We start from the raw sequence: 12,925 nt of genomic DNA, 5'->3' as shown, positions 1-12,925 counted from the left end.
GAGCGACCTGCTGGCCACTTGCTACCCGCCGCTGGTTACTAAATTACTTCGTTGGCGAGGCTGACGATCTTCATGAACCGACGCTCACGCAATTCGCGAGCCACGGCGCCGAAGATACGTGTTCCGCGGGGGTTACCGTCCTTGTCGACCAGCACCACGGCGTTCGAATCGAACCGCACGTAGCTGCCATCGGGACGACGCGTGGGGCTCTTGGCCCGCACGATCACAGCCCGCACCACGGCCTTCTTCTTGATATCGCTGCCGGGGATCACGCTCTTCACGCTGCAAACGATGATGTCGCCCAGACCGGCAAAACGCCGACGGCTGCCACCCAGCACTTTGACGCACATCACTTCTTTCGCGCCGGTGTTGTCGGCAACATTCAGCCTGGTTTGCATCTGGATCATGGTTTACTCGCTCGATCGCTCTTGCCGCCGAAAATACGGGGTCGTCTGGCGGACAGACTTTGCTAATTGTTCTCTTCCGCTTCTTGTTCAGCCTTCTGGGCCGCACGCAGGGCTGCCAGGTCGACTTCCTGGCTCTTCGATACGACGCGAACCAGGTTCCAACGCTTGCTCTTCGACTTCGGTGGGCACTCGATGATCTCCACCGTGTCGCCCTGCCCGGACTCGTTGTTCTCGTCGTGAACGTGGCACACCGTGCGGCGCTTGATGAACTTGCCGTACTTCGGGTGACGCTCCATCCGCGAGACTTCCACGCGGCGCGACTTGCTCATGCGGTCGCTGGTGACGATGCCGATAACTTGCTTCTTGGGCATGGTTGGAAACTGTGTCTGGGACTGGATGGTTAGCAAGCCGGGTCGTCCTCGACCCCGCGGCTGCTGTTGGTCGGGTTTACTTGGCCGCGGCTGCCTCGGTGGCGGCTGCCGCCATGGCACGCTCGGTTTGAATGGTCTTCACCCGGGCGATCAAGCGGCGGTTGATCCGCAATTCGGTCGGGGCGTCGAGCCGTTCGGTCTGCGACTGAATACGCAGACGAAACAGGTGCTCGGCGGCATCCTTCAAGGTGAGCTCGAGTTGCTCGTCGCTCATCTCGCGTAGTTCTTTGGCGTCAGTCATGGCTCTGGGCTCTGGGCTCTGGGCTCTGGGCTGTAGGCTATTGGCTCTTGCGGCTGAAAGCCGGTGGCTCATAGCCAATAGCTCTCCTAGGCTTCTCGTTTAATCATTCGAACGCGGACTGGCATCTTGTGGGCCAGACGGGCGAACGTAATCTTGGCTTGTTGTTCGCTTACGCCGGATACCTCGTACAGCACGGTGCCGGGTTTCACGGTGGCGGCCCAGTAATCGGGCTCGCCTTTACCCTTACCCATACGAGTTTCCAGGGGAATCGACGTAATCGACTTATGGGGGAAGACGCGGATATAAAGCCGACCTTCTCCACGGATGTACTGTTGGGCGGCAATACGACCGGCTTCGATCGTTTGCGCGCTTACCCAGCCACCTTCTGTAGCCTGTAGGCCAAAGTCGCCGAACACCACGGTGTTACCGCGGGTCGCGTTACCTTTTATACGACCTCTTTGGCTTTTTCGATGTTTGACCCTCTTGGGCATCAGCGCCATCGGTGTCGTCCTCAAACATGCCTTGGTTAATCCAAACTTGGACGCCAATGTGCCCTTGGGCAGTCTTGGCTTCCACGAAACCGTAATCGATCTTGGCGCGGAGCGTGCTCAGCGGGATCGATCCGGAAATTTGCTTCTCGCGACGGGCCATTTCGGCACCGCCCAGGCGTCCTGCCAACTCGATCTTGATGCCTTTGGCACCTGCTTCCATGGTTTGCTCCATCGCTCGCTTCATCGTGCGACGGAAGCTCGACCGCTTGGCGAGCTGCTCGGCAATGTCCTCGGCGACGAGGTGTGCCTGCAGCTCAGGGCGGGAAATCTCTTCGATCTTGATGTTGATCCGGCGACCGACCAGGTTCTGCAGCTCGTCCTGCAGCTGTTCGACCTGCTGACCCTTGCGACCAATGATCACACCGGGCCGGGCGGCGTGCAGTACCACCTTCACCTCGTCACGAGTCCGCTCGATTTCCACCTTGGGAATACCGGCGAACTTGTACTTCTTGGTGACATAATCGCGAATCTTCTTGTCTTCCAACAACAGCTCCGCGAAGTCCTTCTTCGAGGCATACCAGCGGCTCTTCCAGTCGAGCATGATGCCGGTGCGGAAACCAATTGGATTGACTTTTTGGCCCATGGGTTTTGCTCTGGGGCGTTGTGTTTTTGCGAACGTCGAAGGGTACTGGCGATTCTTATGAGCGGGGTAGTACGCGAGGAGGTGCTTGCTGCAACACTTACTCACCTACTCACTTGCTCACCTACCTACTCTACGGAAACAATAATGTGGCTGAACTTCTTCTTGATCACGTGGGCCATGCCGCGGGCACGGGGGCGGAGACGCTTGAACATCGGGCCGCCATCCACTCGGGCTTCCACCACTCGCAGGCCACCCAGGTTGGGGGCGCCACGATCTTCGGCGTTGGCCCGAGCGCTCTTGAGCACCTTCTCCAGCATCCGAGCACCACGGTGGGGCTGATACTTGAGAATGGCCAAGGCCTCGTCCACTTCTTGTCCACGAATCAAATTCGCCAGCGGTCGCACCTTGGTGGCGCTGATGCGAGCGTGTTTGTGTTTTGCTTGGTATGCCATGATGAAGCTCTTAGCTATTGGCGGTAAGCTGCAGGCTGGTTTCTCAGGCTTAAAGCCTGGAGCCTACAGCTCCTTTACTTTTTGCCCCGGGCGCTGTGGCCGCGGAAGTTACGGGTGGGGGCGAACTCGCCCAACTTGTGTCCAACCATGTCTTCAGTGACGAACACTTTCATGTGCATCTTGCCGTTGTGCACCATGAACGTGTGACCGACGAACTCCGGGATGATCGTGCAGGCACGGGCCCACGTGGTGATCGGTTCTTTGCGACCCGACTCGTTCTGCTTGTCGACCTTCATGTACAACTTGGGGTCGACGTAAGGGCCTTTTTTCAGTGAACGCGACATGTTTAAAAGCTGTTGGGTCTAGGCTATGGGCTATGGGCTGCTTGACGGTTTTGGCTGATAGCCTACAGCTAACAGCCGACAGCCAGTTTGTTACTTCTTTACCAACTTCTGCACGCCGTATCGCTTGCTCTTGCGACGACGCACGATCGCGGCGTTCGACGGCTTGCGACGCTGACGGGTCATACCACCCTTGGCGCTCTTGCCGGTCGGGCTCACCGGGTGACGACCACCCTTGGTGCGACCTTCACCACCACCGTGCGGGTGATCGATTGGGTTCATCGCGGTACCACGAACGTGCGGGCGACGACCGAGCCAACGTTTACGGCCGGCTTTACCCAGCACGATGGCGCTGTGATCGCCGTTGCTGGTCGAGCCGATGGTGGCGCGGCAAGCGGACGGAATACGGCGGATCTCGCCACTTGGCAGCGAAATCTGAGCCCAATCGGCTTCGCGGGCCATCAGCGTGGCACTGGTACCGGCACTGCGGCACAGCTCGCCACCGCGTCCGGCGCGGAGTTCCACGTTGTGGATCACGGTGCCCAGCGGAATCTTGCTCAGTGGCAGGCAATTGCCAACCTTCGGTTCGCACTCGGGGCCACTCATCACCTTGTCGCCCGCCTTCAGGCCGGCCGGAGCGATGATGTAACGCTTCTCGCCATCGGCGTAGTGCAGCAGGGCAATGCGGGCGGTGCGGTTGGGGTCGTATTGAATCGAGTCGACCTTGGCCGAAATGCCGTCCTTGTTGCGACGGAAATCGATCAGGCGATAGCGACGCTTATGGCCACCACCACGAAACCGCACGGTCGTAACGCCTTGGTTGTTACGACCGCCAGTCTTGCTGATCGGACGCAACAGGCTCTTCTCGACCTTGGCGCCAGGCGTCAGGTCCTTGAAGTCGCTGACCGAAGCGCCGCGGCGGCCCGGTGTGGTCGGTTTATATTTGCGAATACCCATTTGATTGCTCTTGGCTGTTAGCTATTGGCTGCTGGCTGAACGTCACACAGCTAACGGCTTAGAAAAACTCGATGGTGTGCTCTTTGTTCAGGGTAACGATGGCCTTCTTCCAGTCGTTGGTGTAGCCGTAGTGCATGCGAGTGCGACGCGGCTTGCCTTTGCGGTTCTGGATGTGGACCTTCTCGACCTTCACATCGAACAGCTTTTCCACGGCCCGACGGATATCGGTCTTGGTGGCCAGTTTGTTGACCTCGAAGGCGTAGGCGTTGTACTTGGCCGACTGATCGGTGCCCTTTTCGGTCACCAGCGGCTTGAGCAACACCTGATGCGGCTCGAGCTCAAGGGTTGTCTTGTGGGGAATATGGCGTGGCATGATCACCAACCTTTATGTGACTAACTCTGCTACTCAGTCCGCTCTACTCGGCCGACTCGCTCGACTCTACCTTCTTGCCGTTGCCGGCAGCCTTCTCCCGCAGGGCGTCGAGCGCCGCTTTGGTGACCAGCAGTCGGCGGGCCGCCAACACGTTTAACGCGTTGAGTTCTGCCGCCGGTGAGACAGACACGCGGTCGATATTGCGGCCGCTCTTGTATACGTTCACGTCGTAGCCATCGGTCGCCACGAGCAGCGAATCCTCCTGCACGTTCAAGTGCTTGAGAATCGAAACCATGTCCCGGGTCTTGGGGGCGTCGAACGACAACTCGTCGATCACGACCAGCTGGTCGTCTTCAATCTTCGAAGCTATGGCCATCCGGGTGGCCAACTGCAGCGCCTTGCGGGGCAGACTGTACGAATAATCGCGTGGCTTGATGGCGAAAATGTGACCACCACCACGACGGATACCACTGCGACGGTGACCGGCACGTGCGTTACCGGTACCTTTCTGGCGATACAGCTTCTTGGTGCTGGCGGCAACTTCGGCGCGGCTCTTGGTCTTGTGGCTGCCCTGGCGCTGGTTGGCCTGGTACATCACCACGGCGTCGTGCAGCAGTTGCTTATTGATCGAAGAAGCAAAGTCCGCGGCCTCGACATTGTAGGTGCCGACCTTGTTGCCCTTGCGATCGTGAATGGTGAGCTTTGGCATTGTTGTAAGGTGTTGGGTTTGTAGGCGTTAGGTCGAATTCGACCTCTGACCTCCGACCTCCGACCTCTCCCTACACTTTGTTCGTTTGCTTGACGACGACGAATCCGCCCTTCGGGCCGGGGATGCCGCCGAGGACCAAAATCAGGTTGTTTTCGGCATCCACCCGCACAACCTTCTGGTTGCGGACGGTGGTGCGAGCGTTGCCATATTGCCCCGGCATCCGAACGCCTTTGAACAGGCGGCTGGGGTAGGCACTGCAGCCGGTGCCACCCAGGTGGCGGTGGCACTTCTTCACGCCGTGCGTGGCACGCTGACCGGAGAAGTTGTGCCGCTTCATCGCACCACTGAAGCCGCGGCCCTTGCTGGTGGCCACGATGTCGACGGCGGGCACTTCGGCAAACGCCTCGACGGTGATTTGAGAACCGGGGGCCAGATCGCCCGCGGTGCCGCGGATTTCGCGGATGAAACGCTTCGGCTCGCAACCAGCCTTAGCGGAGAGTTCTACGCCCGCCGCGGTGCGGGACTTCGAACGCTTGCTATCGAGTTTTGCCACATGACCCCGCTCGCTGCGGCTAGCGAGCCGCCGCGGCTTGTCGAGATATCCAATCTGCACCGCTTCGTAGCCGTCCTTCTCGGCGGTACGGACTTGAAGCACGTCGCAGGGGCCTGCGTGGACTACCGTTACCGGTACGACCTTGCCCGATTCGTCATAAATCTGTGTCATCCCGATCTTGCGACCGAGGATTCCCACAGCGGGTGCTGGTTGAGACATCTCGCTCTCGCCGGGCCACTTTGGTGGCGGCCCAACGCCTTCTAATTAGTCATGTTGGCTTGTGAATCGGGAGACACACGGCTTGCCCGCTGTGCTGGAGGCCTCTCGGCCTGTCAGACACCGGGGCCCAACCCCGGCTTACCCAATTCCACTTCCGAGCATGCGTTGTTAACTCTTGTGAAGTTCTCTTATCTCTTTCGGTCCAACCCGGCGGTTGAAGCCGAAAATTCAATTACCTCAGCCAGTAGTGGCCTTGATCTTGATGTCCACACCAGCGGGCAGGCTCAGCTTGTTGAGCGCCTCGATGGTTTTGGCCGTGGCCTGGACAATATCGATTAACCGCTTGTGAGTGCGGATTTCGAACTGTTGACGCGACTTCTTGTCGACGTGAGGACCACGCAGCACGGTGTACCGCTCGATCCGGGTCGGCAGTGGAATCGGTCCATGGACAACGGAGTTGGTTCGCTTGGCGGTATCAACGATCTCCGCCGCACTTTGATCGAGCACCGAATGATCGTATGCCTCCATCCGAATCCGAATGATCTCCTGCGTGGCAGCCACGGCGCTCGCTCCTCAACTCATTAACCCCACTGGTGGTCGGTATCTTGCCACCGGTCAGGGGTCCATTGCCCAAGATTTCAAACAACTACAGTCGTCTCCCTCGAACTGAGGGGGAATCGGTGAATTTACCCCTAGTGGCCGTGGTCGTCAACCGCCGCCACGATGGTTTTTTAGATTGATTCGGGTCGGGTAGCCGTGCTCAACCTGAAAAGACGGCGACGTCGCCGACGCAGTTAATCGGCCGGGGGACGAATCATCCTGTTTAGTCGGCCGTGGCGGATGCTTTGGTAGAATGGGGAGAGTTGGCTGCTGTCGCTATCCATGTCCGTCCATCGCATCGGTGCTAAATGCCTATGTTCCATGAATGTTATCTGTCGGCCCCTGCGGCCAGGGACTTCGGCCAATTTGTCTGGCAATTTCACCGGTCTGTCGCTGTTCGCTGCGGTCGGGTGGGGCTGAACATCGTTGTTAGTGGCGTGATCGTGGCCCTGTGCTCCCTGGTGTTGGTCACCGCCAGCGGGGCGGCCGAGCCCGATCGGTTGGCCAAGGCACTGGAGGATGTCGAGCATTCGCTCGCCCATCGCTACCAGGCCCGCGACGACCGCGGGAAGCCGCTCGACTGCCTGAATCCCTGCCAGGCTAGCGAGGGAAACCTGCTTGGCGTCTATCACTTCCTGGATGGCGGCGTGTTCAAATTGGCCCTGGCCGAATCGGACAATGGACTCCAGTGGCGGCGGATCCGCCAGCTCGACACCCACGCCTCGCAGGGGCATCTGCACGCCATGTCCGATGGCCGGTTCCTGCTGGCCTACGAGAAGGACGCCCCCAACAGTTGCTGGATACGGCTGGAGGAGTTCAAAGACTTGGAGTCACTGCGGAGCGGAGAGCCGAACCGCTCGATCGACCTCACGCGTTCGCTGGCCCCCACGGCCGAAGGCACGCCGATGATCGACCGCGTAGATCAGGCTGGGAGTCGCCAGGTTATCGACCTGCGACTCCACTATTACCGCGATGCCCAGGTCGACCGCTTGGCGCGGGGGCAATTGGTTGATTTTCAGCAATGGACCGCCAAGCCCGACCCGGCCCTCAACCGCGATTTCACCAATCGAGGCGCCCGGGGCAATTTTGGCAGTCGCGACCTGTTTCGCTGGTCCGGCGGCGAACTCCTGCTGCAGGAAATCCAGCTCCGCCCCCAGGACTGGGCCGCCTGGCGGGTGTACCTCTGCGAGCGCGACGGCGAGCCCATTCGCCAACTCGACATTCGCACGCATGGTCACTCCAAGTCGTTCGCCAATCCTCACGCCGAGCGGGTCACGCTCGCCGGTGGCCAGCAGGCGATCCTCGTCACTCTGTTCCTGCCCAGCCAAGGCGCCGCACCAGGCGAAGCCGGCGAGCTTATTTACCTGGTCCGCGATCCCGGACAGTAGGTCGTTCGCGCTAGTTCGTTTCGCCGCGCGGTTCCTTGCCACGCTAGCACCGCGATAGCGCTTGGTGGTCTGCTGCGCACGAGGGTGGTGAGTCGATCCCCGCGCCGCGTGCAGCGCAACCATGCGCGGTTGGACGCTCGGGCGTGCAAGGTTTTTCACAAAAGTTTCTAGCGCTGCCTCTGGTGCCTGACAGTAGGGAGTCGTTCGGCCCGGGAATCAGGCGAAAGCAGGATGTGACGCGGACGCGTGGCATTGTCTTTGCGGCGAAGTGAGGGTGAACGGAAGTCTTTCTATTTTCACCGACTCGAATCGAAGGAGTATTCATGTCACGTACGATTATGTCCGCGGTCGCTTGCTGCGTCCTGCTGGCGAGCGCCTCCCAGGCGGCACCGCTCAACACCAAGGATGTCGCCAAGGACGCCAAATGGTTTGCCCATGCCGATCTGGCAGCACTGGCCGAATCGGAGTTAATGCAACAAGCTGCCAGCGAGTGGCCCAAGAAGGAGAAAAAGTTCCGCACCTGGATGCAAGACAACTACGGCATCACGCCGGGCGAAGACCTCCAGAGCCTGACCTTGTTTAGCAACAAGTATCAGAAGCACTCGGGCGTTGCCATTCTGACGGCCGACTTCGACCGCCAGAAGGTCACATCGACGCTTGCCGAAAAGGACAACGTCGAGAAGCAGCAGTGGCAGAACTACACGCTGTACACCTACGATGTCTCCGAGCACTCGGCGACCGATCATAGCTACGAGGGTGACCACTCGAACGACAAGAGCGAGAAGCGCGTGACCACCGTGGTGGCCGATCGCCACACGATCGTTTGCGCCAAAACGCCCGAACGCGTGAAGTGGGCGCTGAAAGTCCTGGACGACCAAGAGCCATCGTTGGACGAAGCCGGACAGTCGTCACAGGTTGCGGACAAGGCGCAGTCGGCGCTGATCTACGCCGCGGCGATGGACCTGAACGAGCTGCCCGAGCAAGACGGCGCGCTAGCCGTGTTGCGACAGCATAAGTCGGTTTGCTATTCGTTTAGCGAAAATGGCGACACGCTGACCGAGCAGTACACGTTGAAGGCAGTCGACGAGCAGGTGGCCAAGAAGATGAAGGAAGCCGTCGAAGGCTTTATCGCCTTGGCCGACGTATGGACTGCGGACGCTCCGAAGCTTCATAAAATGATGAAGGAGTCGCAGGTGGATCGCAATGGCACGCAAGTGACCATCACCTGGGAAGGCAGCACTGGCGAAGCGATGACCGCCTTCGAGCGGGTTGCCCAAGCCGCTGCTGGGCTGAAGCAGAAGCAGGCCAAATAGTTTGTTCTAAATTCGCAACTAAGCCGCGAGCGAAAGCTCGCGGCTTAGTTTTTGCGCGGTTCTATTCCACCGACTCGCGAGAGACCAGCAAATAGAGGTCCTCCGACTTCGGTACTTTTTCGTCTTTTGGGATGCGAACCAGGTACGACTGACCTTCGGTCAGAGCAAAGGCGGTGTCGAGTGTTCGCTTCCGCTTTCCGAGTTGCACCGACGCCCGAGCTTCGAACACGACTTGATTACCGCTATGTCGATTCAGCAGCTCGACATCAACCACTCGTGGGGAATCCGTTTCGTCGTCGTCGACGTGGATGCGGGCCACTTTTCCGTTGAGCGCCGTGATCGTAGGCGAGGCAAGTTCTCGTGTTAGGCCGTTCTTGGCGAGCACTCCCAGCAGCCCCGCCAGAAGTCGCGTCTCACCGGTAATTGAAAATCCCTTCTCTAGCCCTTCGACATTGCGGAGATTCTGCTTCGGATCGGTCACCAGGCGAATTTTCGCTTTCGTCACTCGCTCGTCACCCTCCACCGTTGGCTGAGCGCGAAGGTGGGTAGCCTGCAGCACCTCCGGCGGCGCGGACTTCTGCTCATCGATCTTGATCTTCCCAACCACTCCTGCATCCGAGTTAATTCCCACTCCGACCAATTCTCGGGGGTGCGGATTGTGCAAGAGATCGTTCGGGCTAATGGGGGCTACTTCGGAGACGTCGCCTGATGGAGTCCTCGAAACGACGATGTATGCGTTGTAGTTGCTAGTGCCACCTCCGTCCGCTTGGGCCTGCGTCGGCTCCCGCCCGTACGCGTCGTTGTCGGGGTCCGAATACCGGTCTGCAGGCTTCGCCCCCTTTTTCACTTGCTCCGGCGGCGCAAGTTCCCTTTGATCCCCGTACTCGATGAACAATCGATCGCCCGGCAAGAGTTGATAGTTCGTTGTGCTGTGCTTGCCGCCGGTGATTGCGTTGTAGTCGACGGGCAGGGTTGTTTCGACATTCTTGCCGGGCGGCGCGGGCCGGGCTATCCAGATTTTTGCCGCCGACGAATCTTTCAGGCCACCAATCGCTGCAATGGCGTCCAGCACGGTGTCGTTGCCGGTAATCGGTGCGGTCACGACGTTGTCGCCATGGCCACCGCTCTTGGTGATGATGTAGTACTTCTTGCTGTTGTAGGAGAAGACATCTACGATCACCTCGGGATCCACCATGTGTTCCGCCAGATGCTTCTCGATAGCTTCTTTCGCCTGGGCAAGCGTCATACCGGTAACGTACACCGACCCATACTTGCCCAGGTTCACGCGGCCGTCGGGACCGACCAAATGCTCGCCGACAACTTGCTGGACGCCGCCTGCGGTGGCGAGGGATACCGAGGTCTTCGCCTTGGGGTATCTCTGTTCGAAGTGCATACGGACAACTTCGTCAGCCTTATCCAGTGGAATGCCAGCAACGTGAATCTTGCCGTAGTTAGTTCCCAGGTCGATATTGCCTTCGGGATCGACGAAGAACACGTTATGAATGGGACCCTCATCGTCGACATCCGTAGCTCGGACTAAGAGGCCGTCGAACTCTTCGACTTGATGAGGCGACTTGGGAACTAGTTTCATTGCATCGACCAGCAGAATGTCCGGCGGCTCGATCACATAGGGTGGCAAAGTTCGTTTCGACCACTCATCCGGAATCTTTTCGGTGGTCTCTGCGGCCGCCGTTGGTGGAACATCCGGCGCCGGTTCCACGGCCTTCACCTGTTCGATCCGGACTGCTTGAAACAAACCAACCACAACCAACAACACTGGCAGAATAAAACCTCTCATCTCCCGAACCTCCTTGTTAGGTAAATGAAGCAGTCGTTTGACGCGTCGCGATAGCACACCGCCACTCAGCCCGGCGGCGCCACTAGGAACTGCAGTGGAGTAGTCCGCCACATGGAGTAGCACCCGTGCGTATTCGGTGGCCGAGTCGCCGGACTGTCGGGCGACGCGCTCGTCGCAGGCCCACTCGCCCGCCTCTTCGAACCGTCGCACGGCGAGCCACACCAGCGGATTGAACCATTGCGGCAGGGCCAACAGTCGCACGGCCAGGTTCTTCCACAAGTCGCCTCGTTGGCAGTGGGCCAGTTCGTGACGCAGAATGGCAAGTCGCTCGCCGCGGGCGAGGCTCGCCCACAACGTACGCGGCACCAGTACCAGCAGCACCCATGGCACCCAGCAGACCAGCGGGCCTGTGTTGTGCGTGGTGCGGAGCTCGGCGCGATGGTTTGATGGATGTAGTCGACGGACTTCGTTCCACTCGGCAAGCCACTCCGCCTGGGTGACTTCTTCACCCGGCCGCCCGCTGGAGAACAGCCGCGCGTACCGCCACGCGCCCAATGCTACCAGCAGCCCGATGCCCAAGCACCATGCGGCAATGCTGGCCGCGACCGATGCGGCCACCCAGTCCAGAGAAGCAGGCGGAGCCGTTTCTTCCGGTGAAGTGGTTGGGGTGATCACGACTGGCGATAGCGCGAGTTCCACGGGCGCGGTGACCACCGGTAGCTCTCTTGGCCGCTCGACGTGCATCCGCCAGGTGTAGGGCCACAGCAGCCACCCCTGGGCGATCACCAGCAGCCACACGATGCGGTGCGTCTTTGCGCTACGGATCCGCAGCAGCCACAGCAGCCCCATTGCCGCTACCGCAGCGACGCTGGTGACCAGCGTGGTCCGCAATAGCGCGGTGGCCAGTGTTTCCCAGGAGCCATTCATCGCTTGCCCCCTTTCGGCTTGGTGGTCTTGTGCTCTGCCTGTTCAATCAACGCCTTGAGCTCGGCGATTTCCTCGGGGGTCACGCCTTTGCGATTGATCAGGTGGGCCACCAATGGCACCACGCGGCCGCTGCTCACCCGTTCGACGAGTGTTTCGAGGTCACGTTCGCGAACCTCTGCGGGCGTGACGGCGGCCGAGTACTGGGCGGGCCGCGTCTTCGTACGGGCGACCAGGCCCTTATCCACCAGGCGGTTGAGCCGCGTCTGCACGGTGGTGTAACCAATCGGCTGGCCGAGTGCCTGCTGTGCCCCGTGGATGGTGACGGCCGACTCGCGCCACAGCATCTCGAGAATCTCGATCTCCCCTTCGGGCAGTCGAGGCACTTTCGCTCGCTTCTTCGCCATCGCACGGTCCTCCAGTTGACTGACGTGACGCAGTATTACGACAAGTGTCGTAATTCGCAAGAGCGGTTTTCGGTGAGTGTGAGAACGCTAATGCAGAATAGACTTCTCCGTCGGCGCTGGTTGAGACGAACGCCAGGGAGGAGGATAGGTGACTAGTACCGTCGAGAAAGCAGCCAGTAGAGCAGCCCCGCCACACTTGCGATCGCGCCGAGGACGAGGAGTATCATAGCGATCTGAATTGGGCCTGGCATGAACATATTCAGCAGCTCCAAGAAAACGCGAGAGTGGCTTAGATTCTCATTAGTGTACTCACCCTAAAAGCAAATGGACATTCTTGGCTAGGCCTCCTGAACCCGTTAACTCGTTCTTCAGTTCAAAAGCGGCCAACAAGAGGCTAACAGAGGAAACTGAGATTCAGCAGGGAACACGAATCGATGCTAATGGGAGTACGGTAAATCAGCCTCAATTAGTGTTGCTTCCTTTCCTGACCTTAGTTCCGTGTTTTCGGGGAGGGGTGTATGAAATTCGTGGTGGAAATCGCCCGGCGAGTTGGTTTAATGGTGGTTGAGCGGGCGGTTGTGAATGGTGGTTCGCCCCTCTCTTCCATGCGGCCACATCGATCCTTTTGGCGCGGGGACGGGGGCCCGGCCGAGAGCAGCGCCGGTGAGTTTTGGTCCA

At 59.5% G+C, this 12,925-nt stretch carries 16 protein-coding genes; 2 read left to right on the top strand and 14 right to left on the bottom strand.

The genetic code is table 11. The annotated features are described in order from the left end of the window. Nucleotides 1-38 precede the first annotated feature (38 nt). The 12 genes from rplN to rpsJ form a co-directional block, all read right to left on the bottom strand. The gene (gene rplN, locus NG895_RS19350; RefSeq protein ID WP_252854174.1) at nucleotides 39-407 is read right to left on the bottom strand and encodes a 50S ribosomal protein L14; all 369 of its coding nucleotides are present in this window, start codon (nucleotides 405-407) and stop codon (nucleotides 39-41) included. Nucleotides 408-469: 62 nt separating this feature from the next. Beyond that, on the bottom strand, nucleotides 470-778 hold the full coding sequence (gene rpsQ, locus NG895_RS19345; RefSeq protein ID WP_252854173.1) for a 30S ribosomal protein S17: 309 nt from the start codon (nucleotides 776-778) through the stop codon (nucleotides 470-472). 76 nt (nucleotides 779-854) lie between these two features. Beyond that, nucleotides 855-1,079: a 50S ribosomal protein L29 gene (gene rpmC / locus NG895_RS19340; RefSeq protein ID WP_252854172.1), complete on the bottom strand. Its 225-nt coding sequence runs from the start codon at nucleotides 1,077-1,079 to the stop codon at nucleotides 855-857. An 86-nt stretch (nucleotides 1,080-1,165) separates the two neighbouring features. Further along, nucleotides 1,166-1,570, bottom strand: a complete 405-nt coding sequence (gene rplP, locus NG895_RS19335) for a 50S ribosomal protein L16 (RefSeq protein WP_252854243.1) — start codon at nucleotides 1,568-1,570, stop codon at nucleotides 1,166-1,168. Then, nucleotides 1,518-2,213 (bottom strand): 30S ribosomal protein S3, encoded by a 696-nt coding sequence (gene rpsC / locus NG895_RS19330; RefSeq protein ID WP_252854171.1) that lies wholly within the window; start codon nucleotides 2,211-2,213, stop codon nucleotides 1,518-1,520. The genes rplP and rpsC overlap by 53 nt, the downstream gene beginning before the upstream one ends. 125 nt (nucleotides 2,214-2,338) lie before the next feature. Next, nucleotides 2,339-2,665: a 50S ribosomal protein L22 gene (gene rplV, locus NG895_RS19325; protein WP_252854170.1), complete on the bottom strand. Its 327-nt coding sequence runs from the start codon at nucleotides 2,663-2,665 to the stop codon at nucleotides 2,339-2,341. Between the two features lie 74 nt (nucleotides 2,666-2,739). Further along, nucleotides 2,740-3,009 (bottom strand): 30S ribosomal protein S19, encoded by a 270-nt coding sequence (rpsS, locus tag NG895_RS19320; RefSeq protein ID WP_252854169.1) that lies wholly within the window; start codon nucleotides 3,007-3,009, stop codon nucleotides 2,740-2,742. A 90-nt stretch (nucleotides 3,010-3,099) separates the two neighbouring features. Next, the gene (rplB, locus tag NG895_RS19315) at nucleotides 3,100-3,963 is read right to left on the bottom strand and encodes a 50S ribosomal protein L2 (RefSeq protein WP_252854168.1); all 864 of its coding nucleotides are present in this window, start codon (nucleotides 3,961-3,963) and stop codon (nucleotides 3,100-3,102) included. 58 nt (nucleotides 3,964-4,021) lie between these two features. Continuing rightward, the gene (gene rplW / locus NG895_RS19310) at nucleotides 4,022-4,336 is read right to left on the bottom strand and encodes a 50S ribosomal protein L23 (protein ID WP_252854167.1); all 315 of its coding nucleotides are present in this window, start codon (nucleotides 4,334-4,336) and stop codon (nucleotides 4,022-4,024) included. A 43-nt stretch (nucleotides 4,337-4,379) separates the two neighbouring features. Next, nucleotides 4,380-5,045 (bottom strand): 50S ribosomal protein L4, encoded by a 666-nt coding sequence (gene rplD, locus NG895_RS19305; RefSeq protein ID WP_252854166.1) that lies wholly within the window; start codon nucleotides 5,043-5,045, stop codon nucleotides 4,380-4,382. A 70-nt stretch (nucleotides 5,046-5,115) separates the two neighbouring features. Continuing rightward, entirely contained in the window at nucleotides 5,116-5,769 is a 654-nt protein-coding gene (gene rplC, locus NG895_RS19300; protein ID WP_252854242.1) for a 50S ribosomal protein L3, read from the bottom strand. A 285-nt stretch (nucleotides 5,770-6,054) separates the two neighbouring features. Continuing rightward, nucleotides 6,055-6,378, bottom strand: a complete 324-nt coding sequence (gene rpsJ, locus NG895_RS19295) for a 30S ribosomal protein S10 (protein ID WP_341871471.1) — start codon at nucleotides 6,376-6,378, stop codon at nucleotides 6,055-6,057. Between the two features lie 353 nt (nucleotides 6,379-6,731). On the opposite strand from rpsJ, the gene NG895_RS19290 reads away from it, so the two are divergent. Both NG895_RS19290 and NG895_RS19285 read left to right on the top strand, forming a co-directional pair. Next, nucleotides 6,732-7,805, top strand: a complete 1,074-nt coding sequence (locus NG895_RS19290; protein ID WP_252854165.1) for a hypothetical protein — start codon at nucleotides 6,732-6,734, stop codon at nucleotides 7,803-7,805. A 323-nt stretch (nucleotides 7,806-8,128) separates the two neighbouring features. After that, nucleotides 8,129-9,118 (top strand): hypothetical protein, encoded by a 990-nt coding sequence (locus tag NG895_RS19285; protein ID WP_252854164.1) that lies wholly within the window; start codon nucleotides 8,129-8,131, stop codon nucleotides 9,116-9,118. Between the two features lie 61 nt (nucleotides 9,119-9,179). Here the strand turns inward: NG895_RS19285 and NG895_RS19280 are convergent, their stop codons facing one another. Both NG895_RS19280 and NG895_RS19275 read right to left on the bottom strand, forming a co-directional pair. Then, nucleotides 9,180-11,843, bottom strand: a complete 2,664-nt coding sequence (locus NG895_RS19280; RefSeq protein WP_252854163.1) for a M56 family metallopeptidase — start codon at nucleotides 11,841-11,843, stop codon at nucleotides 9,180-9,182. Beyond that, the gene (locus NG895_RS19275) at nucleotides 11,840-12,247 is read right to left on the bottom strand and encodes a BlaI/MecI/CopY family transcriptional regulator (protein WP_252854162.1); all 408 of its coding nucleotides are present in this window, start codon (nucleotides 12,245-12,247) and stop codon (nucleotides 11,840-11,842) included. The genes NG895_RS19280 and NG895_RS19275 overlap by 4 nt, the downstream gene beginning before the upstream one ends. Nucleotides 12,248-12,925: the final 678 nt, after the last annotated feature.

This window comes from Aeoliella straminimaris (genome assembly GCF_024054565.1).
Taxonomy (GTDB): domain Bacteria; phylum Planctomycetota; class Planctomycetia; order Pirellulales; family Lacipirellulaceae; genus Aeoliella; species Aeoliella straminimaris.
Note: the sequence above shows the minus strand (reverse complement) of the source record. Positions and strands in the feature narration are given on the sequence as shown.

Bases quoted from the DNA above. Each gene is read 5' to 3' on its own strand.
- rplN (WP_252854174.1), bottom strand. From the start codon at position 407: ATGATCCAGATGCAAACCAGGCTGAATGTTGCCGACAACACCGGCGCG.
- rpsQ (WP_252854173.1), bottom strand. From the start codon at position 778: ATGCCCAAGAAGCAAGTTATCGGCATCGTCACCAGCGACCGCATGAGC.
- rpmC (WP_252854172.1), bottom strand. From the start codon at position 1,079: ATGACTGACGCCAAAGAACTACGCGAGATGAGCGACGAGCAACTCGAG.
- rplP (WP_252854243.1), bottom strand. From the start codon at position 1,570: ATGCCCAAGAGGGTCAAACATCGAAAAAGCCAAAGAGGTCGTATAAAA.
- rpsC (WP_252854171.1), bottom strand. From the start codon at position 2,213: ATGGGCCAAAAAGTCAATCCAATTGGTTTCCGCACCGGCATCATGCTC.
- rplV (WP_252854170.1), bottom strand. From the start codon at position 2,665: ATGGCATACCAAGCAAAACACAAACACGCTCGCATCAGCGCCACCAAG.
- rpsS (WP_252854169.1), bottom strand. From the start codon at position 3,009: ATGTCGCGTTCACTGAAAAAAGGCCCTTACGTCGACCCCAAGTTGTAC.
- rplB (WP_252854168.1), bottom strand. From the start codon at position 3,963: ATGGGTATTCGCAAATATAAACCGACCACACCGGGCCGCCGCGGCGCT.
- rplW (WP_252854167.1), bottom strand. From the start codon at position 4,336: ATGCCACGCCATATTCCCCACAAGACAACCCTTGAGCTCGAGCCGCAT.
- rplD (WP_252854166.1), bottom strand. From the start codon at position 5,045: ATGCCAAAGCTCACCATTCACGATCGCAAGGGCAACAAGGTCGGCACC.
- rplC (WP_252854242.1), bottom strand. From the start codon at position 5,769: ATGACACAGATTTATGACGAATCGGGCAAGGTCGTACCGGTAACGGTA.
- NG895_RS19290 (WP_252854165.1), top strand. From the start codon at position 6,732: ATGTTCCATGAATGTTATCTGTCGGCCCCTGCGGCCAGGGACTTCGGC.
- NG895_RS19285 (WP_252854164.1), top strand. From the start codon at position 8,129: ATGTCACGTACGATTATGTCCGCGGTCGCTTGCTGCGTCCTGCTGGCG.
- NG895_RS19280 (WP_252854163.1), bottom strand. From the start codon at position 11,843: ATGAATGGCTCCTGGGAAACACTGGCCACCGCGCTATTGCGGACCACG.
- NG895_RS19275 (WP_252854162.1), bottom strand. From the start codon at position 12,247: ATGGCGAAGAAGCGAGCGAAAGTGCCTCGACTGCCCGAAGGGGAGATC.